This window comes from Brachybacterium nesterenkovii (assembly GCF_900163655.1).
Lineage (GTDB): Bacteria > Actinomycetota > Actinomycetes > Actinomycetales > Dermabacteraceae > Brachybacterium > Brachybacterium nesterenkovii.
Map to the genome: position 1 here is coordinate 1 of NZ_FWFG01000039.1, position 18935 is coordinate 18935.

An 18935-nucleotide genomic window follows, 5' to 3' on the forward strand; every position below is an offset into this window, starting at 1 on the left:
TTCGAGATTACTACGCGTCTCGTGGGCGCGGTGATGTGTATAAGGGACAGCGTCCCCGTCCCGTCCCACGCCCGACGAGCTCACCGAGAGCCTCGTCGCCTGGCTCATCGCCGGCATCGGCCATCCAGCGGTCGACGGCGCCCTGGACGAAGCCGACGGCGCCCGCGGCCCAGACGGCGGCCAGGCGCGGGTCGGTGCCCGCGGGCACCGCGGTGGCGACCAGGCGGGCGACGGAGGCGAGGAAGTGGTTCAGGCCCTCGCTCGGGCGGGTGATGAAGCGGTACACGTTCGGCGACTTCTCGGCGGCGTCGACGTAGGCCGCGATCATCGCGTGGATCCGCTCGGCGGGGCCGACGGTGCGCGCCGGGTCGGCCTCCACCTGGGCGACCTCGGCGACGAGGCGGCGATGCATACCGGTGAGGATGTGCATGCCGATCGCGCGCTGCAGCTGCGCCTTGTCGGTGAAGTAGCGGTAGACGATCGACTTCGAGGTGCCGGAGGCGGCCGCGATGTCCTCCATCGTGACGTCGGGGCCCTGGGCGTGGATCAGGCGGCGCGCGACGTCGAGCATCTCGGCCCGCCGGCGCTCGCGGTGCTCGGCCCAGCGGGCCGAGCGACCGTCGACGGCCGCCGCAGCGTCCGGTGCGGTCCCGAGCATCGTGCCGGGCTCCGCCTCGGGCAGGAGGCCGGGATCGGCGAGGGGGCCGACGGCGGGGGCTTGCGTGTCCTGGTTCACGAAACCTAGGGTATCAAGTACCCCTGGTCCGATGTAAAGGGTCGGCATCCGCCGCCCGGAGAGGCATGACCCGTGACCGATACCGCCCCCGCCGCCCCGCACCGCGACGGCGCCGCCAGCGATTCCCCCGTCCGCGACGCCTTCGTCCTCGGCGGCAACCGCATCCCCTTCGCCCGCAGCGGCGGCGCCTACGCCGGGGTCTCCGCGCAGGATCTCCTGACCGCCGCCCTCGACGGGCTCGTCGCCCGCTTCGGCCTGCAGGACGAGCGCCTCGGCGTCGTCGCTGGCGGCGCCGTGCTCAAGCGCGCCGCGGACCTCAACCTGACCCGCGAGAGCGCGCTCGGGACGCCGCTGTCCCCCCGCACCCCCGCGATCGACCTGTCGAAGGCCTGCGCGACGGGCCTGGAGACCGTCGTCCACGCCTCCAACGCGATCCGCCTGGGCCAGATCGACTCCGCGATCGCCTGCGGCGTCGACTCCGCCTCCGACGCCCCGATCGAGGTGTCCGACCGCCTGCGCCGCATCCTCCACCGCGTGAGCGCCGCGAAGACCCCCGCCCAGCGGCTGCGCGCCCTGGCGGCGATCCGCCCCGCGGACCTCGCGCCCCAGCCGCCCCGCAACGCGGAGGCCCGCACCGGGCTGTCGATGGGGGAGCACCAGGCGCTCACCGCCGCCCGCTGGGGCATCACCCGCCAGGCGCAGGAGGAGCTCGCGCTCGCATCGCATCGCAGCCTCGCCGCCGCCTACGACAGCGGCCTGCTCGACGACCTCGTGAGCGGCTACCGGGGCCTCGCCCGCGATGAGAACCTGCGCCCGGACTCCACGCCCGAGAAGCTCGCGTCGCTGAAGCCCGTCTTCGGGGTGCGCTCCCCGGAGGTCGCCGAGCCGACGATGACGGCCGCGACCTCGACGCCGCTGTCCGACGGCGCGAGCGCCGTGCTCCTCGGCTCGCGGGAGTGGGCCCAGGAACGGGGGCTCGCACCGCTGGCGCGCCTCGTCGACGCCCGCTCGGCGGCCGTCGACTTCGTCCACGGCGAGGAGGGCCTGCTGATGGCGCCCGCCTACGCGGTCCCCGAGCTGCTCGACGCGAACGGTCTCACCCTCGCCGATCTCGATCTGGTCGAGATCCACGAGGCCTTTGCGGCGACCGTGCTCGCCACCCTCGCCGCCTGGGAGTCCGAGGAGTTCGGCCGCGAGCGCCTGGGCCGCGACGGCGCGTTCGGGACCGTCGACCGCTCGCGCCTGAACATCGCCGGGTCCTCGCTCGCCGCGGGGCACCCCTTCGCGGCGACGGGCGGACGCATCGTCGCGACCCTCGCCAAGCTCCTGCACGCGCGCGCCGTCGAGACGGGACGCACCCAGCGCGGCCTCGTGTCGATCTGCGCCGCCGGCGGCCAGGGCACGGTCGCCCTCCTCGAGTCCGACGGGAAGGCCTGATATGAGCACTCCGCGCAGCACCTCCGCCGCTCGCGGCACCGCGTCCCGGGGCGGCGCATCCCGCGGCGCCGCTGATCCCTACGGCCGTCTCGTGCGCACCGCGCCCGGGCGGGCTGTGACAACACGCCTCGGTCTCCCGCAGCCGCCGCGCCTGCCGCGCCGCGCCGACCGCGAGGCCCCCGTGCTCGACCCCGTCGTCGTGCTCGGGGCCACCGCCGGCGCCGACCAGGTCGCCGAGACCCTCCTGGGCTGGGACGCCGACGTGCGGCGACGCGCCGAGGACCTCGACGCCATCGGCTCGGTCGTCGTGGTCCTCGACGAGCTCTCCGCGCCGGGGGACCTGTCCGAGCCCTCCCTCGCGCTCGCGAGCACCCTGCGTCGGCTCCGACCCGGCGGGCGGATCGTCACGATCTCGCGCCCCGCGACCGGCGGCGATCAGGACGGTGCGACCGAGGCGGCCCGCGGCGCCGTCGAGGGCCTCGTGCGCTCGCTCGGCCACGAGGTCCGCCGCGGCGCGACGGCCAACGGGATCCTCGCCGCCGACGGCGTGCCGCTTGACGCCCCCGGAGTGGTCGGCGCGCTGCGCTTCCTGCTGTCGGCCCGCAGCGCCTTCATCGACGGCCAGCTGCTCACGGTGGCCTCCGTCGACGGCGCGCTGCCCGAGGACTGGGAGCGCCCGCTCGCGGACCGCACGGCGCTCGTCACCGGCGCTGCCCGCGGCATCGGTGCGGCGATCGCCCGCACGCTCGCGGCCGACGGCGCGCGCGTGGTCCTGCTCGACGTGCCCGCCGCGGGCACCGATCTCGCGCGCCTGGCCAATGAGCTGCGCGCCGTCCCGCTCCAGCTGGACGTGACCGCGCCCGATGCGGGGGAGCGGCTGGTCGCCTTCTGCCGGGAGCAGGGGCTGGTCCTGGACATCGTCGTGCACAACGCGGGCATCACGCGCGACAAGCTGCTGGCGAACATGACCGGCGACCGCTGGGACCCGGTGATGGCGGTGAACCTCTCCAGCCAGATCGCGATCGACGACGCCCTGCTCGCGGCCGGCCAGGACGTTGGCGGTGACGGCGGCGGTGACGGCGGTGCCGATTCCGACGGCGGGGGCGTGCTGGGCTCGGCCCCGCGCTTCGTGTCGCTCGCCTCCACCAGCGGCATCGCCGGCAACCGCGGCCAGACCAACTACGCGGCCTCGAAGGCCGGGGTGATCACGTTCATGCCGGCGCTGGCCCGCCGGCTCGAGGGCGTCGGCGGCACGGCCAACGCCGTCGCCCCCGGCTTCATCGAGACGGAGATGACCGCGCGCATCCCCGCCCTGCGGCGCGAGGTCGCCCGGCGCGTGAACTCGCTGCAGCAGGGCGGGCGCCCCGAGGACGTGGCCGAGGCCGTCGCGTTCCTCGCCTCGCCGCCCGCGGGCGGCGTGCGGGGTGAGACCCTGCGGGTGTGCGGACAGAACCTGGTGGGCCGATGAGCGTGCGCGAGCTGTCCGACGTCCCCTCGTTCCCGGCGATCTACGCGGCCGCTCTCACCCCGCGCCCCGGCGTCCGGCGCTCAGCCACGCTGCCGAGCGAGGCCTATCGGGTGCGCCGGGTGCGCATCGACCCCGAGCGCGCGGCGGCCTTCGACCACCTCATGGGCGGTCCCGCGACCGACCTGGTCCACCCGGGCGTGCTGCACGTGCTCGCGTTCCCGGTGACGCTCGCGCTCATGGCCCGCCCGACGTTCCCCGCGCCGCTGCTCGGGCTCGTGCACCTGCGCAACTCCCTGCTGCAGCACCGCCCGGTGCGGGTGGGGGAGCTCGTGGACGTCGAGGCCTCGGTGCGCAACCTTCGGCCCCACCGTAAGGGGCGCACGTTCGAGGCCGTGACGACGATCCGCGTCGACGGCGAGATCATCGCGACCGACGTGTCGACGTACCTGGCCCGCGGCGGCGGAGCGGCGGAGGCAGAGCGCGCAGGGGCTGAGAGCGCAGCGGCGGGGGCGTCGCGCACGGCGGAGGCGCCGCGCCGCGAGTTCGTGCCGCCGGTGCCGACGGGGCGCTGGACGCTCGGCGCCGATACCGGTCGCCGCTACGCCGAGGTGTCCGGGGACGCCAACCCCATCCACCTGTCCGCCCTCAGCGCGCGGGCCTTCGGGTTCCCCCGCGCGATCGCCCACGGTATGCACACGGCCTCGCGCGCGTTCACCGAGGCCCGCGTGGACCTGCGGCGCCCGCTGCGCTGGGACGTCGAGTTCGATGCGCCCGTGACGCTGCCGGGCACCGTGCTCGTCGGCTTCGAGCCCGAGGGCGCGAGCGACGGGGGAGCGGGAGCCGTGACGCGCTGCGTCGGGTGGCGACCGGGGCGCGACCAGAAGGGCCCGCGACGCTGCTTCGCGGTGAGCGTCACGACGCTGGGGTGAGACGCTGGGGTGAGATGCGCCGGGGCAGGGTGCTGTCCCGGCGCAGCTGCACTGAGCGCCGCATACCCTCGGAGGATGCAGCCCACCGCTCTCGCCCCCGATTCGCCTGACCAGACCGACCGCGTGATCCTGCGCGAGGCCGAGGAGATCGGCGCGCTCGCCGGCACCGGGGACGTGGTCGTCCTCGGCGATGCGACCGGCGCGCTCGTGCGCGCCGCGCTCGAGGCGGTGGGAGATGGAGGCGATCGGGTGATCGCCCTCGACATGTCGCGCGGCGCTCTCGAGGCGCTCGCCGCGACCTTCGGCCCCGAGCGCGACGGCGGCCGCCTCGTGCTCCCGGGGCTGGACCTCCAGGGGCTGGATCTGCCCGGGCCGGACCTGCAGGGGTCGGACCTGCAGGGGTCGGGTGCTGATCCTGACGCGCTCGCCGATGCCCGCTGCGCCCTGATGCGCCTGCCCAAGTCCCTCGCCGCCCTGCAGGCGCGGATGCTCGAGCTGCGCGCGGTGCCGGTGGTGATCGCGGGCGGGCGCGTGAAGCACATGACGCGCTCCCAGAACGATGTCCTGGCCACGACCCACCGCGAGGTCCGGGCCACGCGCGGGCTGGGCAAGTCCCGGGCGCTGGTGGCAAGCGGTCCGCGCGGCGAGCAGGCGGCCCCGACGCGGCCCGCGGTCGCCGCGCACGAGCTCGAGATCCGCGTCGCCGGGGCATCGCGCCCGGTGTCGCTGCGCGGGATCGGCGGGGTGTTCGGCGGGGCCTCGGCCGACGCCGGCTCGCTCCTCCTGCTCGACGCCCTCGACGCGGCCCTCCTCGACGGCTCCCTGGAACCCGCGGCGATCGAGAGCGCCGTCGACCTCGGCTGCGGCAACGGGTTGCTCACCGCGTGGCTCGCCCACGCCCTGCCGCAGGCACGGCTCCGGGCGAGCGACGACGATGCCGACGCGGTCGCCGCGACGCGCGCGACGCTCGAGGCGTCCGGCCTCGCCCGGGAGGGCGTCGACGTCGTCTGGGAGGTCTCACTGGCCGACGCGGCGGACGCCGGCGCCGACCTCGTGGTCCTGAACCCGCCCTTCCACGACGGCACCGCCGTGGACGCGACGCTCGTGCAGGAGCTCCTGGATGCGGCCGGGCGCGTGCTGCGCCCGGGCGGACAGCTGTGGCTGGTCCACAACTCCCTCCTGCGCTACCGCGACGAGGTGGCCGACCGGATCGGCCCCGTCCGCCAGCGAGCGCGCGACCGACGGTTCACGGTGCTGAGCGCGGAGGTGCCGACGGTGTGAGGCCAGATGATCGACGCCGGACGCCACACCCCAGAAACCACACCCCAGACGCCTGAGACCAGACTCCTGAGACCAGACGCCGGGGGCGCGGGTCGGACGTCTTGGGGGCGGGCGGCTGGCGCTGTCGACCGCAATCGCCTGGAAAGTACTTGACGAACTGGAAAGTACTTGATGTGATGGCTGTGTCGTCGCCCGAGGAATCCTGCCGACGATCGCTGTCCCACCTGGACGCGCCCGCTCAGAGAGGATCGCCATGAGCCCGTCGCCCGACCACCGCCCCGCCGCTCCCGCTGACCGGATCCCGGGCGACCCGGCCCCCGGTGCCCCCGTCGCAGCCGGCCCGGTCTCGCCCGACTCGGCCGCCGCCGACCCGGCCCCCGCCGCTGGCCGCCTGCCGCACGGTGCACCGCATCCCGCGCCGATCGACCTCGGTCTGCCGCTCGACGCGGAGACCGCTCGGCGCCGCCTCGCCGAGGCGGAGCAGCGCGGCCGCTCCGTGCCGACCGCCGTCCCCGCCGCCTTCATCACCTACGGGATGCTGTGCGTGCTCGGGACGATGAGCACCCTCGGCCTCCACCTCGTCTCCCGTCTGGGCCCCACGCCCGGTTTCGACGGCAAGCTCGCGGTGCTCATCGCGACCCTCGCCTGGGTCGCCGTCTCGATCCTGCCGACCCTGCTGTTCCGGGATCGCTGGCGCCGGGGCCTGGGCCGCCGCTGGCTCCTGCTCATGGGGGCCTGGGCCGTGCTGTGGATCGTCGGCGTGCTCGTGGCCGAGTCCTCGCTCGTGCTCGTCATCGGTCCGCTGTTCCTGGCCCTCTTCGTCGGCGCGCTCGCCCCGGAGGCATCGACCGTCGCGGCCCGCCGAGCGCCGACGGAGCGCGGCGCGGAGACGGGCGGCGCCCGATGACCGCCCGGGTCGGGAACGCGGAGGACGGGATCGTGCAGGGGAAGGGCAGCCAGGGCGAACACCCCCGGTTCGCGCTCGAGCCGACGCTGTCCCACCCGGTCCGCTTCTCGATCGTCGCGGCGCTCGCCGCCGTCGAGTCCCTTCCCTTCGGCGACCTGCGCGACGAGCTGGCCGTGAGCGACTCGGTCCTGTCCAAGCAGATCGCCGAGCTCGAGACCGGCGGCCTCGTGCGCGCGGCGAAGTCGTTCGTCGGCAAGCGCCCGCGCACGACGCTCTCGCTGACGGCCGATGGGCTGCGGCGCTGGAAGCGCCACCTCGAGGCGATGCGCGCGATCGTCGGGGACGCCTGACCGTCGCGCCCCGGGCGCGGACGAGGACTCTGCCGTGCGTGATCTGCGCTCCGTTCCGCCCGCCCGGGAGCGCTCTCCCGAGCGGGCGGACGTAGGCTTGCCGATCGTGTCGAGAGGTGTGGAGGTGTCCGTGGAGCCACCGTTCGGGGAGCTGTCAGCGGTCTCTGGGATCCCTGCCGTCGGACCTGGGCTCAGCGACCTGTTCATCGCCGTCGAGGGCCCGATCGGGGTCGGCAAGACGACCCTGATGCGCCGCCTCGCGGAGACCTGCGGCCTGCGCGCCGAGCGCGAGATCGTGGGCGAGAACCCCTTCCTCGCGGACTTCTACGCCGATATCCCGCGCTGGGCCTTCCAGACCGAGATGTTCTTCCTGACCAGCCGCTACACGCAGCTGCGGGATGTCGCGGGGAACCCCCGCGGCGTCGTCGCCGACTTCCACCTGCGCAAGAACCTGGTCTTCGCGCGCCGCACGCTCTCGCCGGCCGAGCACGACCGCCTCGTGCGCGTCTACGACGTCCTCGTCGAGGACCTGCCGATGCCGGACCTGACCGTCTTCCTCGACGCCGAGCTGCCCGTGCTGCGACGCCGCATCGCCGAGCGCGGGCGGGACTTCGAGACGCAGATCGCCGACGACTACCTGCAGGGCCTGCGCGAGGACTACGAGCAGCTCGCGGAGACGATGCGGGCGGCGGGCGAGGCCGTCGTGCGCATCGACGTGACGGATACGGACATCCTCGGCGACGAGGCGGACTTCGCGGCGATCCGCTCGCGGATCGAGGCGACGGCACGAGAGGCGCGGAGGGCACGATGACCGAGCGGATCAGGCAGCGGTCGATGGCCCCGCGGTCGATGGACCCGCATGCGATGGGTGAGGCGGCGATCCCGCGCGATGCGATCATCACGATCGCGGGGACGGTGGGCATCGGGAAGTCGACGCTCACGGCGGCGCTCGCCGAGCGGCTCGGCTTCCGGACCTCCTTCGAAAACGTCGAGGAGAACCCGTACCTCGAGCGGTTCTACGCCGACTTCGAGCGCTGGAGCTTCCACCTGCAGATCTTCTTCCTCGCCGAGCGGTTCCGCGAGCACAAGAGGATGTTCGAGCACGGCGGCGGCTTCGTGCAGGACCGCTCGATCTACGAGGACGTCGACATCTTCGCCGCGATGCACGCCGAGCAGGGGACGATGAGCCCCGAGGACCATCGCACCTACTCCGACCTCTTCCGGGCGATGGTCATGACGCCGTACTTCGCGCCGCCGGACGTGCTGATCCACCTCACGAGCGACCTCGACGGCGTGCTCGAGCGCATCGAGCGCCGCGGCCGCGCGATGGAGGTCGAGACCGACACCGCCTACTGGCGTGCCCTGCACGAGCGCTACGAGAGCTGGATCTCGACGTTCAGCGCGTGCCCCGTCGTCCGCGTCGACGTCTCCGAGTACGACCTCGACGAGGGGCCGCAGACGCTGGACCCCCTCATCGCGACCATCTCGCGCACGATCGCGACGCACCGGGCGGCGGATCCGCGGCGGCGCTGAGCGGGGCTGTCGGCGCGGCGGCGCTGAGCGGGGCTGATGGCGCCCCGGCGCTCTCAGTGCGCCGTCGCGGCCCGCCCCTGGCCCGGCTCGTGCTCCGGCTCCAGCGCGTCCTCGGACCCGGTCCCGGGCGCTCCGCCCTCGCCCGGGTTGCGGGTGACGAACAGGGCGATCACCGCGGAGCCCAGCGCGAGCCCGGCGCCGATCAGGAAGACCGTCGCGGTGCCGTGGACGATGCCCTCGGCCGGTGTCGCCCCATCGGCCTGCGCGGCCGCGGAGCCGGCGACCATGAGCGCGACCATGACGGCGGTCCCGGCCGCGCCCGCGACCTGCTGGACCGTGCCGACGATCGCGGAGCCGTGGCTCATGAGCTGGGGCCGCAGCGAGCCCAGGGCATTGGTGAACAGCGGGGTGAACACGCAGGCCAGCCCGACGGAGATGAGCAGGTGGCCGCCGACGATCAGCAGCGGCGTCGTCTCCGTGCCGATCCTCGAGAGCACGAGCATGCCGGTCACGACCAGCAGGAGCCCCGGGACGAGCAGGGGGCGCGGGCCGAAGCGGTCGTACAGGCGACCCACGACCGGGGCCGCGAGACCCATGACGAGACCGCCGGGCAGCAGCATCAGGCCCACTTGCACGGTCCCCAGGCCCAGGACCGACTGGGCGTAGATCGGCAGCAGGACGATCATCCCGAACATCGCGCCCATCATCAGCACCATGAGGATGACGGACAGCGCGAAGTTCTTCGAGGCGAAGGTGCGCAGGTCCAGCAGGGCGGCGTCGCGGCGCTGCAGGGAGAGCTGGCGCAGCACGAAGAGCGCGAGCACGACCGCCCCGACGGCGAGGACGATGAGCGGCGTCGAGGACGTGTGCTGCGCCGCGGCCGCGTCGTGGCCGCCGCCGAGACCGGCCAGGCCGTAGACGAGCGAGCCGAAGCCGATGCCGGACAGGAGCACCGAGAGGATGTCGACGCGGGTGTGCGAGGTCTCGCCGACGTTCTCGATGCGGCGGACGCCGAGGGCGAGGGCGCCGATCGCGATCGGCAGCACGAGGACGAACAGGAAGCGCCACGGCAGCACCGACAGCACGAGGCCCGAGACGGTGGGGCCGACCGCGGGCGCGACGGAGATGACGATCGAGATGTTCCCCATCACCCGCCCGTGCAGCGAGGGCGGGACGATCTGCATGACCGTCGTCATGAGCAGCGGCATCATCATCGCGGTCCCGGAGGCCTGCACGACGCGTCCGGCGAGGAGCGGAACGAACGACGGCGCCAGGGCGCAGATCGCGGTGCCGACGGTGAACAGTGTCATCGCGGTGGAGAACATCTGCCGGGTGGTCAGGCGCTGCATGAGGAAGCCGGTGATCGGGATGATCACCGCCATTGTGAGCATGAACGCGGTGGTGAGCCACTGCGCGGTCGAGGCGTCGATCGTGAGGTCGTGCATGATCCGCGGCAGCGCGACCGACAGGATCGTCTCGTTGAGGATCACGACGAACGCGGAGATCAGCAGCAGCGTGATGACGCTGCGGTCGCGGGGGTCGAGGCGCGCCGGCGCAGGATGCGCAGCGTGGTCGGGCGCGGGGCGCGCGGGCTCGGGAGCGGTCCGAGCGGGGGAGGAGGACGTCACGGTCGCGAGCATAGGGGCGCGGTGCGGCGCCCGACGACCGGATATGCGCATCGCCACGCCCCGGGAGGCGGAGCGCGGCGATGCAGGTCGTGCGGGGTGCGGGAAGGCCCCCGCGCTGGGCGTCAGGCGACGAGCGAGCGCATGACGCTCGTGAAGAAGCCCAGCCCGTCGACGCCCGTGCGGGTGGCGCGGCCGGGCTCGTCGGGGCCGAAGCCCGCCTCGACGGCGTGCTCGGGGTGGGGCATGAGGCCCACGACGTTGCCGTACGCATTGGTGATGCCGGCGATGTCGTGGCGCGAGCCGTTGGGGTTCGTCTCGAAGCCCTCCGGTCCGTGGGTCGCGCCCTCGGCGTAGCGGAAGACGACGCGGCCCTCGGCCTCGAGCTCCTCGAGCGTGCGCTGGTCGGCGACGAACTGGCCGTCCTGGTTCTTCAGCGGGATGCGGATGACCTGGTCGGCGTCGTACGCGGTGGTCCAGGCGGTGCGGTTGTTCTCGACGCGCAGCGGCTGATCGCGGCAGATGAACGCGCGGTGGGCGTTCTTGATCATCGACCCCGGCAGCAGGTGGGACTCGCAGAGGATCTGGAAGCCGTTGCAGATGCCGAGGACCGGCATCCCGCCGTGCGCGGCGTCGACGACCTTCTCCATGACGGGCGCGAAGCGGCTGATCGCGCCGGCGCGCAGGTAGTCGCCGTAGGAGAAGCCGCCGGGGAGGATCACGGCATCGACGTCCTGGAGATCGTCGTCCCCGTGCCAGAGGGCCACGCCCTCGGCGCCGGCGAGGCGGACCGCGCGCAGGGCGTCGCGGTCGTCGAGGGTCCCGGGGAAGGTGACGACGCCGATGCGCATCAGGCCTCGCCCCGCTCGGCCTCGTCCGCGACATCGATCGCGACGACGTCCTCGATCACGGGATTGGACAGGAGGGTCTCGGCGGCCTCGCGGATGCGGGCGAGCGCGGCCTCATCGACCGTGCCATCGACCTCCAGCTCGAAGCGCTTGCCCTGGCGCACCGAGGAGATGCCGTCGAAGCCGAGGCGCGGCAGGGCGCCGGCGACGGCCTTGCCCTGCGGGTCGAGGATCTCGGGCTTGGGCATGACGTGGACGACGACGCGGGGCATGGGTTCTCCTGTGCGGTGGCCAGTGCGGGTGGCGCGGGTGCCGGTCGCAAGTCTACGGGCGAGATCGCGCAGGCGCTCGAGCGCCCGCGTAGGCTCGATGTGCCGACGATCCGCGCGATGATGCCCCGATCATCGACGCGCCCGCCAAGAAGAGGAGAGGCCCGTGAAGATCCGCCATCTGCTGCATTCCTGCCTGCTGGTCGAGGCCGCCGGGCTGCGCCTGCTGGTCGACCCCGGCGGGTTCAGCCCCGCCGCCGCGAAGCAGACGCGCCTCGACGCCGTGCTCATCACACATCAGCATCCCGATCACGTGGATCCCGAGGCGCTCGCCGTGCTCCTCGCCGCGAATCCGACGGCCGAGGTGATCGCCGAGCCGGAGACGTCCGAGGAGGTCGCATCGCTCGTCGCGGAGGCGCCCGGCGGGCGGGCCGTGCTGCCTCTCGCCGCCGGGCAGGCGCACATCCTGACCGGGTTGGACGACCAGAGCCTGCGGATCTCCGCGCACGGCGGCCGCCACGCCGTCATCCACCCGGATATCCCCCGGGTGGGGAACGTCGGGTACGTGCTCGAGGTCGTCGCGGAGGACGAGTCCGAGTCCGAGGCTGGCACTGGGGCTGGGACCGAGGCTGGCACTGGGGCTGGGACCGAGGCCGGCGCTGAGGCGGGGGCCGAGGCTGGTACCGAGGCGGGGGCCGGCGGGCGCGACGGCGCTGCCAGCCCCCGCCTGGGCATTACCGGGGACTCCCTCGAGCCCATCGAGGCCTTTCACGGGATCGACGCGCTCGCTTTCCCGGTGGTGGCGCCGTGGTCCAAGATGCGCGAGACGATCGACTTCCTGCGCGAGGTGCGACCGCGGCTCGCGCTGCCTGTGCACGATGCGGTCGCCAGCCCCGAGGGGCGCGCGATCTACCTGCGTCAGTCCACCGCTCTCGCCCCCGCGGGGACGGAGGTGCGGGACTGGCCCGCAGAGCGCGTGATCGAGCTCTGACGGGGCGCCCGACGCCGCAGGGCGGCAGCGCTGCAGGACAGCCGGGCATGCTGGACAGCAGGACGCACAGGACAGCAGGACGCGGCGCGGCGGCAGTCTGCGCCTCGCTGTTCACAGCCGCAGGCGCTCGGTCCCGATGCCGGTGATCCAGGCGCCGAGCCGCCGGACCACGACGGATGGATCGTCCTCCCACGCGGGAAGGTCGAAGCTGCTGGATGCGGTCCCGACGCCGGGCATATTGCCGTCGGGCGTGCTGCTCGCAGGCTGGTCGGTCTCGGGCGGGTCGCCCTCCGACGGCACGGCAGGCGGTATCGGTGTCCGTCGACTCGGAGCCCCTCGATCCGGTGCCCGTCGAGGCTGCGCGGAGAGCTCGACCGCACCCGGTGGTGAGACCGTCGTCCGTGATGGTGACGTCGGCGTCTCCGGCGCCGCGGGTCGTGACTCCGGCTTCGCGGGCTGCACCGCGGGCGCCGTGAGCGGTGGTGGGGAGGTGGTGGCCGAGCTGCCCAATCGGCTCGTCCAGCGGGTGGTGCTCCTCCCGTCTGCACTGGTCCGCGTGACCTTGCGCATCGCCTCCTCCTTGGCGACGTTGCAGCGTGCGCAGAGCCCGTTGCCGTTGGCCAGGCTCGTCGGCCCGCCCTCGGAGGCCGCCTCGACGTGATCGATCTGTCGGATCGGCGCCCCGCAGTACGGGCCCATGCACACCTGATCGCGCAGGCGGATCATGCGGCGCAGGCCCAACGGGAAGCTCCGGCCGCGGGACTCGACGGCCACGAGCTCGCTCGTCGTCGGGTGCGTGAACAGGCGACGCAGCACATCGCGGGTCGGGCCGTCGGGGCTCGCGCCGTCAGTGGGTGCACCGGCACCGGCACCAGCACCGGAACCGGCAGCGGAACCGGCACAGGTCGCGCCGTCGCGGGCGCTCGCGCCGAGGCGTTCGAGGAGGTCGCTCACGGGAGCGGTGCCGTAGCCGTCGATCACCGCCGCGTCAGCGCGATCCGGGGTCAGGAGCGCGCGGTCGGTGATGACGACGCCGACGTCGAAGGAGACCGGGTCCATCGCGCCGTCGCGGCCCAGGAGGGTGTCCGTGAGGACGTCCGCCATGATCACGCTGTGCCCGCGGCGGTCCCCCGCGGCGCGGAGGTGCTCGGCCTCGAGGTCGAGGCGCTTGCGGATCGCCGCCGCGTCGAGCGCAGGGAGGTGCGCGTGCAGGTGGGCCATGCCGTGCTCGCCGCGCTCGATCCGCACCGAGCGATCGTTGCGAGCGCGACGGGCCCGCAGCTCATGCTCGTCGGGGGCGAGGCGGTGCGCCACGAGCTCGACCTCGCGGGCCCATTGCCCGGGGCTCGCGCCGTCGAGATAGGGGAGGTGATCGGCGAGGGCGGCATCGACGTCGGCGCGCTGGGCCGGGTCGAGGACGCCGACCGAGCGGCCGACCGCATGCGCCGCCTCGGCGGTCATGAGCCCGGAGGCCAGGGCACGGAACAGGCGGGGCATGTGACGGACCAGGCGGCGGGAGGAGCCGAGGCGTCGTGAGGCCGAGGCCGGGGAGATGCGCGAGGCCATCGCGACCTCGTGCGAGACGGTGCGGCCGCGACGGCTCTCCGGCACGCCCTGCTCGCCTTCGGATGCCCGCATAGCCTCGTCGAGCGCGACGACCGTGCGCGCCTCGAGGGCAGCGAGCGCAGAGCGGACGGCGTCGAGGCCGTGCAGGAGCTCGGCGAGCAGCGGCGCGTCGAGCGTCCGGATGCCCGGGTCGAGTGCCGTCACGCCGAGTGCGCCGGCCATGTCCGCGAGGGCATCGCCCGTCAGGACCTCGGCGATGGATGCGGGCAGCGCGGAGGCGGGCTGAGGCGCGGGGCTCTGCGCCCCGTCGGCCCTCTGCGCGTCGTGCGCGCCCGTCGTCTCATCCATGTCCCCCATCCTTCCGGAGGGGTGTGACGAACGAAGCCCGTCAGACGGTCCGCCCGAGAATGTGGAGAACTTCGTGTGGGGAGGAAACGCGAGGACGGGGGCGGGAGCCCGGGGGACGGAGCGGGGAGCACCGAGGTGGGGCCGGGGACGCGCGGACGGGCAAGGCGTACGGAGACCGGGCAGGAGCACGAGCGCGGCCCCGGCAGTGCGGGCCGACCACCCATCAGAACGGCTGAGCGCCCCGCTCCGCTGCCCCGTCAGAACGTGGTCCCCGTCAGGCGCTCGTACGCCTCGATGTACCGCTCCCGCGTCGCGGCGACGACCTCTGCGGGCAGCTCCGGCGGCGGAGCGTCCGACGCGCGGTCCCAGCCCGAGGCGGGCGACGTGAGCCAGTCGCGCACGTACTGCTTGTCCAGGCTCGGCTGCACCACGCCCTCGCGGTAGGTGTCCGCGAACCAGAAGCGCGAGGAGTCCGGGGTGAGCACCTCGTCGCCCAGGGTCAGGGTGCCGTCGGTCCGCGAGTGTCCGAACTCGAGCTTCGTGTCCGCGAGCAGGATCCCGCGCTCGGCGGCGACCTCCTGCGCTCGGATGTAGACCGCGCGGGTGAGGCGGTCGAGCTCGTCGACCAGCTCGGCACCCAGGCGCTCGCGCGCGGTATCGACGGTGATGTTCTCGTCGTGCTCGCCCTGCTCGGCCTTCGTCGACGGGGTGAACAGGGGGCGCGGCAGGCGGGAGGCCTCGACCAGACCGGCCGGCAGCTCGTGGCCGCCGACCGCGCCGTCGCGCTCGTAGTCCGTGAGACCCGACCCGGTGAGGTAGCCGCGGACGACGCATTCGAGCGGCACCATGTCCAGCCCCCGGCACAGCAGGGCGCGACCGGCGACCTCCGCGGGCACGTCGGTGGACGAGAGGACGTGCGAGGGCACGATGTCGGCCAGCTGCTCGAACCAGAACAGGCTCATCGCCGTGAGGATCCGGCCCTTGTCGGGGATCCCGGGGGACAGGGCATGGTCGTAGGCGCTGATGCGGTCGGTCGCGACGACGAGCACCTGCTCGGCGTGCGCGGGGTCCTCTCCCGCGGGGACGTACAGCTCGCGCACCTTGCCGGTGACGGCGCGGTCCCAGCCCGCGAGGTCGGGGGCCTGCGTGAGGGGCTCGGCCATCGGACCTCGGGCGCTCATCGGGTCTCGCGCGCTCTTCGGCTCTCGCATGCTCATCGGGTCTCGCATGCTCATCGGCCGGCGTCCTGCTCGATCGTCGCGGTGCCGTCGATCTGCGTCGCGGTGCCATCGCTCCGCGTCGTTCTGCTCGTCTGCGTCGTGCCGTCGGTCGGCCCGGCGCCGTCGCTCTGCGTCGCGTCATCCGGCATCGTGCCTGCCGCACGGATCGCTGAGCCGAGGGAGCTCGCACCCTGCGCGAGCGCGGCGGCCCGCTGCCCCTCGGCGGCGCGCTGGGCGATATCGCGGCGGAAGTGCGAGCCCTCGAGGTCGATCGCCTCAGCCCCCGCGAGCGCCGTCGACCGCGCCGCAGCGAGATCGGCCCCGGTCGCGACGACTGCGAGCACGCGACCGCCGGCGCTGAGCAGGCGTCCGTCGTCGTCCAGGGCGGTTCCCGCGTGGATCACGTGCGCGCCGAGGGCCTCGGCGGTCTCGATCCCGCCGATCGGGTCCCCGGTGCGGGACGACGCCGGGTAGCCTTCGGAGGCGACGACCACGGCCACGGCCGCGTCATCGTGCCAGGTCGGAGCCTCGACCGCCCGCAGATCGCCGCGGGCGGCGGCCGCGAGCAGCGGGCCCAGCGGGGAGGCGAGGCGCTCGAGGACCACCTGGGTCTCGGGGTCGCCGAAGCGGGCGTTGAACTCGACCACGCGGGTGCCGCGCGCCGTGAGGGCCAGGCCGCAGTAGAGGATGCCCACGAAGGGGATGCCACGACGCGACAGCTCGGCGACGGTCGGCTCGGCCACGCGGGAGACGATCTCGGCGACCAGCCCCGGCGGCGCCCACGGCAGCGGCGAGTAGGCGCCCATGCCGCCGGTGTTCGGGCCCTCGTCGCCCGCCAGAGCCCGCTTGAAGTCCTGGGCGGGAGCCAGCGGGACCACGCGCTCGCCATCGCACACGCAGAACAGCGACACCTCGGGGCCGTCGAGGTACTCCTCCAGGACGACGGAGCCGCCGGCCTCGATGCAGGCGCGGGCATGCTCGAGCGCCGCAGCGTGGTCGTCGGTGACGACCACGCCCTTCCCGGCGGCCAGCCCATCGGCCTTGACCACGAACGGCACATCGCGCAGGGGGTTCACGCTGTCGAGGCCGTCCGCGAGAGCGTCGACGTCCGACACGGTCACGGCGCGGGCCGTCGGGACGCCCGCGGCGTCCATGATCTCCTTGGCCCACGACTTCGAGCCCTCGAGCCGCGCGGCATCGGCCGACGGGCCGAACACGTCCAGGCCCGCCTCGCGCATGCGATCGGCCAGACCGGCGACGAGCGGGGCCTCCGGGCCGATGACGACGAGGTCCGCGGCGAGCTCGGTCGCGAGCGCGGTGAGGCCGTCGAGGTCGTCGAGGGCGACGTCGTGGCACTGCGCGAGCGCGGCGATGCCCGGGTTGCCGGGCGCGGCGTGCAGCTCGGGAGCGGGGGAGTCGAGGGAGAGTCGGCGGACGATGGCGTGCTCGCGGCCGCCCGTGCCGATGACGAGGATCTTCACGCGCCCACAGTACCGACCGGGCGGGAGGTGCGGAGGGTTTGGGGCGAGAGCGCGCGGACGAGGAGTCAGGAGAGGGCGCGGGAGGGACGATGCGGCGGCGCGCCGGGCCGGTCCGGGCGCGCTGCCGACGCGGCCGTCGCCCGCCCGTCGGACCTGCTCAGTAGGCTCGCCCCGTGAACGCGCCGTCCGACCACCGTCCTGTTGATGTCGATGCCGACTCCGCCGCCCCGGGGGAGAGCACGTCGATGCTGCGCGTGCGCCTGGACCTCGCCTACGACGGCACCGGCTTCCACGGCTGGGCCGCTCAGCCCGGCCTGCGCACGGTGCAGGGCGAGCTCGAGGCCGCGCTCGAGCGCGTCTGCCGCGCGCCGCTGGCCGTGACCGTCGCCGGGCGCACCGACACCGGCGTCCACGCCCGCGGGCAGGTCGTCCATCTCGACCTGCCCGCCGCCGTCGCCGCCGCCCTGCCCGGCCGCTCGGACCGCGACCCCGCCCAGGCCCTGCTCACCCGGCTGACGGGCGTGCTGCCGCGCGACGTCGTCGTGCGGGCCGCGCGGCCGGTGCCGCCGGAGTTCGACGCCCGTTTCGGCGCCCTCTGGCGGCGCTACCGCTACCGTATCTCCGACGTTCCTTCCGCCCACGACCCGCTGCGCCACGACGTGCTCCGCCATCGGCGCCCCCTCGACGTCGAGGCGATGGCGCGGGCCAGCGCCGCCCTCCACGGCGAGCACGACTTCCTGTCGTTCTGCCGCCCGCGCGAGGGCGCGACGACCATCCGCACGCTCCACGAGCTCACCTGGGAGCGACCCGCCCGCGGCCGACGCGACGAAGGGCTCGTGGTCGCGACCGTCCAGGCCGATGCCTTCTGCCACCACATGGTCCGCTCCCTCGTGGGCGCGATGATCGCCGTGGGGGAGGGGCGGCGCGAGGAGACCTGGCCCGCGCAGATCCTGTCCGCGCGCACGCGCGAGGCCGCGCCCCGCGGCGGCATCGGCGCCGCACCCATGGCCCCGCCCGAGGGCCTCACGCTCGAGCACGTCGAGTTCCCGCCCGACGCGCTGCTCGCCCAGCAGGCGCAGGCGGCGCGGCGGAGGCGCGATGGGCAGGATGCCGATGCAGGAGAGCGCGGAGCGGACGCGCGGGACGAAGGGATGCAGGCCGCCCCCGACACAGGCGCATACTGAGCGCACCGCGGACGGACAGCGCGAATCCGACGCCGACGACGGGCTCGGTCGAGGGGCTCCCATGAACGTCCATCCGCGCCGCGCGGCGCACTGGCTCGAGCTGCCGCGCGTGCCTCGAGACCTGGACCCTGCGGCGACGCTGCGGGCGATGGGGCGCATCTATGCGCGCGAGGCGGTGCTCGCCAGTGCGACGGTGGTCGTCTCCGGTCCCCTGATGCTCGCGACGCGAGCGCTCCCCACCGGGATCAGCCTTGCCGCATACCTCGTCGTCGCCGGCATCGGTATCTGCGTGCTGTGCCGGTTCGTCGCCGCGCTCGAGGGGTACTGGCGGGTGTCGGGGCAGTGGGGGAATGCTCGCCAGGCGCACGGCCTGGCGCCGCAGGCCCCAGGTCGGTGGATCGCGCTTCTCCCTGCGTTCTCGTGGGTGCTCATCCAGGTGCTCGATTCGACCATGCCGTCCGCCCACGGCTGGCTCGCCACGTTCCAGCCGTGGCCATATGTGCTCCTGGTTTAGGGGACGGCGACGGTGCTCTCCGTGATGAGAGTGCTGGCGGTCTCGCGAGTCCCCTGGCCCCTACCGCGCCTCGGCAAACCATCCGTCGGAGCGGTCCAGCCGCGGTACGCGATCACCGCCATCGATGTGCTCAGCGATCGCGCACTGCTGTTCGCCGGGAGCTCGGCGGTTGCAGCCGTTCTCTTCGGGATCGGGGTTCCCGTCCTGCTCACCACGGATGGGGAACGCGGAGCGCGGGGGGGGGGGGG

At 74.0% G+C, this 18935-nt stretch carries 19 protein-coding genes; 11 read left to right on the plus strand and 8 right to left on the minus strand.

Annotated features, from left to right (window positions below):
- Positions 1-10 precede the first annotated feature (10 nt).
- Positions 11-736 carry a TetR/AcrR family transcriptional regulator gene (locus FM110_RS04225; RefSeq protein ID WP_234991901.1) on the minus strand — a complete coding sequence of 242 codons (726 nt, stop codon included), beginning with the start codon at positions 734-736 and terminating at the stop codon, positions 11-13.
- A 72-nt stretch (positions 737-808) separates the two neighbouring features.
- Between FM110_RS04225 and FM110_RS04230 the strand changes: the two genes are divergently transcribed.
- From FM110_RS04230 to FM110_RS04265, 8 genes are all read left to right on the plus strand, one after another.
- On the plus strand, positions 809-2173 hold the full coding sequence (locus FM110_RS04230) for an acetyl-CoA C-acetyltransferase (RefSeq protein WP_087102977.1): 1365 nt from the start codon (positions 809-811) through the stop codon (positions 2171-2173).
- Between the two features lies 1 nt (position 2174).
- Positions 2175-3641: an SDR family oxidoreductase gene (locus FM110_RS04235; RefSeq protein ID WP_087102979.1), complete on the plus strand. Its 1467-nt coding sequence runs from the start codon at positions 2175-2177 to the stop codon at positions 3639-3641.
- Entirely contained in the window at positions 3638-4570 is a 933-nt protein-coding gene (locus FM110_RS04240; protein WP_087102981.1) for a MaoC family dehydratase, read from the plus strand. Before FM110_RS04235 ends, FM110_RS04240 begins: the two co-directional genes overlap by 4 nt.
- A 75-nt stretch (positions 4571-4645) precedes the next feature.
- Complete coding sequence (locus FM110_RS04245; protein ID WP_087102982.1) at positions 4646-5851, plus strand: methyltransferase; 1206 nt, start codon at positions 4646-4648, stop codon at positions 5849-5851.
- Positions 5852-6104: 253 nt separating this feature from the next.
- Positions 6105-6758 carry a hypothetical protein gene (locus FM110_RS04250; RefSeq protein WP_087102984.1) on the plus strand — a complete coding sequence of 218 codons (654 nt, stop codon included), beginning with the start codon at positions 6105-6107 and terminating at the stop codon, positions 6756-6758.
- Complete coding sequence (locus FM110_RS04255) at positions 6755-7108, plus strand: transcriptional regulator (protein ID WP_087102986.1); 354 nt, start codon at positions 6755-6757, stop codon at positions 7106-7108. The genes FM110_RS04250 and FM110_RS04255 overlap by 4 nt, the downstream gene beginning before the upstream one ends.
- A gap of 130 nt (positions 7109-7238) precedes the next feature.
- Positions 7239-7919, plus strand: a complete 681-nt coding sequence (locus tag FM110_RS04260) for a deoxynucleoside kinase (RefSeq protein WP_200810162.1) — start codon at positions 7239-7241, stop codon at positions 7917-7919.
- The gene (locus tag FM110_RS04265; RefSeq protein WP_327230402.1) at positions 7916-8641 is read left to right on the plus strand and encodes a deoxynucleoside kinase; all 726 of its coding nucleotides are present in this window, start codon (positions 7916-7918) and stop codon (positions 8639-8641) included. Before FM110_RS04260 ends, FM110_RS04265 begins: the two co-directional genes overlap by 4 nt.
- 53 nt (positions 8642-8694) lie before the next feature.
- Here FM110_RS04265 and FM110_RS04270 read toward each other — a convergent pair whose 3' ends face one another.
- The 3 genes from FM110_RS04270 to purS all read right to left on the minus strand — a co-directional run bounded on the left by FM110_RS04270 (position 8695) and on the right by purS (position 11386).
- The gene (locus tag FM110_RS04270; RefSeq protein ID WP_087102990.1) at positions 8695-10281 is read right to left on the minus strand and encodes an MDR family MFS transporter; all 1587 of its coding nucleotides are present in this window, start codon (positions 10279-10281) and stop codon (positions 8695-8697) included.
- 110 nt (positions 10282-10391) lie between these two features.
- Positions 10392-11117: a phosphoribosylformylglycinamidine synthase subunit PurQ gene (purQ, locus tag FM110_RS04275; protein WP_087102992.1), complete on the minus strand. Its 726-nt coding sequence runs from the start codon at positions 11115-11117 to the stop codon at positions 10392-10394.
- Positions 11117-11386, minus strand: coding sequence for a phosphoribosylformylglycinamidine synthase subunit PurS (purS, locus tag FM110_RS04280; RefSeq protein WP_087102994.1), 270 nt, complete (start codon positions 11384-11386; stop codon positions 11117-11119). The genes purQ and purS overlap by 1 nt, the downstream gene beginning before the upstream one ends.
- Positions 11387-11549: 163 nt before the next feature.
- On the opposite strand from purS, the gene FM110_RS04285 reads away from it, so the two are divergent.
- Positions 11550-12374, plus strand: a complete 825-nt coding sequence (locus tag FM110_RS04285; RefSeq protein WP_087102996.1) for an MBL fold metallo-hydrolase — start codon at positions 11550-11552, stop codon at positions 12372-12374.
- Positions 12375-12485: 111 nt separating this feature from the next.
- On the opposite strand, the gene FM110_RS04290 is transcribed toward FM110_RS04285, so the two are convergent.
- The 3 genes from FM110_RS04290 to purD all read right to left on the minus strand — a co-directional run bounded on the left by FM110_RS04290 (position 12486) and on the right by purD (position 16989).
- On the minus strand, positions 12486-14288 hold the full coding sequence (locus tag FM110_RS04290; protein WP_087102998.1) for an HNH endonuclease signature motif containing protein: 1803 nt from the start codon (positions 14286-14288) through the stop codon (positions 12486-12488).
- Positions 14289-14545: 257 nt separating this feature from the next.
- Entirely contained in the window at positions 14546-15451 is a 906-nt protein-coding gene (locus FM110_RS04295) for a phosphoribosylaminoimidazolesuccinocarboxamide synthase (RefSeq protein WP_087103000.1), read from the minus strand.
- Positions 15452-15519: 68 nt separating this feature from the next.
- Positions 15520-16989, minus strand: coding sequence for a phosphoribosylamine--glycine ligase (gene purD, locus FM110_RS04300; protein ID WP_087103002.1), 1470 nt, complete (start codon positions 16987-16989; stop codon positions 15520-15522).
- 245 nt (positions 16990-17234) lie between these two features.
- Between purD and truA the strand changes: the two genes are divergently transcribed.
- Positions 17235-18173 (plus strand): tRNA pseudouridine(38-40) synthase TruA, encoded by a 939-nt coding sequence (truA, locus tag FM110_RS04305; RefSeq protein ID WP_087103009.1) that lies wholly within the window; start codon positions 17235-17237, stop codon positions 18171-18173.
- Between the two features lie 61 nt (positions 18174-18234).
- A complete protein-coding gene (locus FM110_RS04310) occupies positions 18235-18687 on the plus strand; it encodes a hypothetical protein (protein WP_087103004.1) in 453 nt (150 codons plus the stop codon).
- 60 nt (positions 18688-18747) lie between these two features.
- Here FM110_RS04310 and FM110_RS14470 read toward each other — a convergent pair.
- Positions 18748-18935 (minus strand): hypothetical protein (locus FM110_RS14470; RefSeq protein ID WP_234991903.1); only part of this gene is annotated, 188 nt, incomplete at its 5' end.

What these genes read in the sequence shown, in the direction of transcription:
- FM110_RS04235 (WP_087102979.1), top strand. Translation starts at nt 2,175, where the DNA reads ATGAGCACTCCGCGCAGCACCTCCGCCGCTCGCGGCACCGCGTCCCGG.
- FM110_RS04240 (WP_087102981.1), top strand. Translation starts at nt 3,638, where the DNA reads ATGAGCGTGCGCGAGCTGTCCGACGTCCCCTCGTTCCCGGCGATCTAC.
- FM110_RS04245 (WP_087102982.1), top strand. Translation starts at nt 4,646, where the DNA reads ATGCAGCCCACCGCTCTCGCCCCCGATTCGCCTGACCAGACCGACCGC.
- FM110_RS04250 (WP_087102984.1), top strand. Translation starts at nt 6,105, where the DNA reads ATGAGCCCGTCGCCCGACCACCGCCCCGCCGCTCCCGCTGACCGGATC.
- FM110_RS04255 (WP_087102986.1), top strand. Translation starts at nt 6,755, where the DNA reads ATGACCGCCCGGGTCGGGAACGCGGAGGACGGGATCGTGCAGGGGAAG.
- FM110_RS04265 (WP_327230402.1), top strand. Translation starts at nt 7,916, where the DNA reads ATGACCGAGCGGATCAGGCAGCGGTCGATGGCCCCGCGGTCGATGGAC.
- FM110_RS04270 (WP_087102990.1), bottom strand. Translation starts at nt 10,281, where the DNA reads ATGCTCGCGACCGTGACGTCCTCCTCCCCCGCTCGGACCGCTCCCGAG.
- purQ (WP_087102992.1), bottom strand. Translation starts at nt 11,117, where the DNA reads ATGCGCATCGGCGTCGTCACCTTCCCCGGGACCCTCGACGACCGCGAC.
- purS (WP_087102994.1), bottom strand. Translation starts at nt 11,386, where the DNA reads ATGCCCCGCGTCGTCGTCCACGTCATGCCCAAGCCCGAGATCCTCGAC.
- FM110_RS04290 (WP_087102998.1), bottom strand. Translation starts at nt 14,288, where the DNA reads ATGGATGAGACGACGGGCGCGCACGACGCGCAGAGGGCCGACGGGGCG.
- FM110_RS04295 (WP_087103000.1), bottom strand. Translation starts at nt 15,451, where the DNA reads ATGGCCGAGCCCCTCACGCAGGCCCCCGACCTCGCGGGCTGGGACCGC.
- truA (WP_087103009.1), top strand. Translation starts at nt 17,235, where the DNA reads ATGCTGCGCGTGCGCCTGGACCTCGCCTACGACGGCACCGGCTTCCAC.
- FM110_RS04310 (WP_087103004.1), top strand. Translation starts at nt 18,235, where the DNA reads ATGAACGTCCATCCGCGCCGCGCGGCGCACTGGCTCGAGCTGCCGCGC.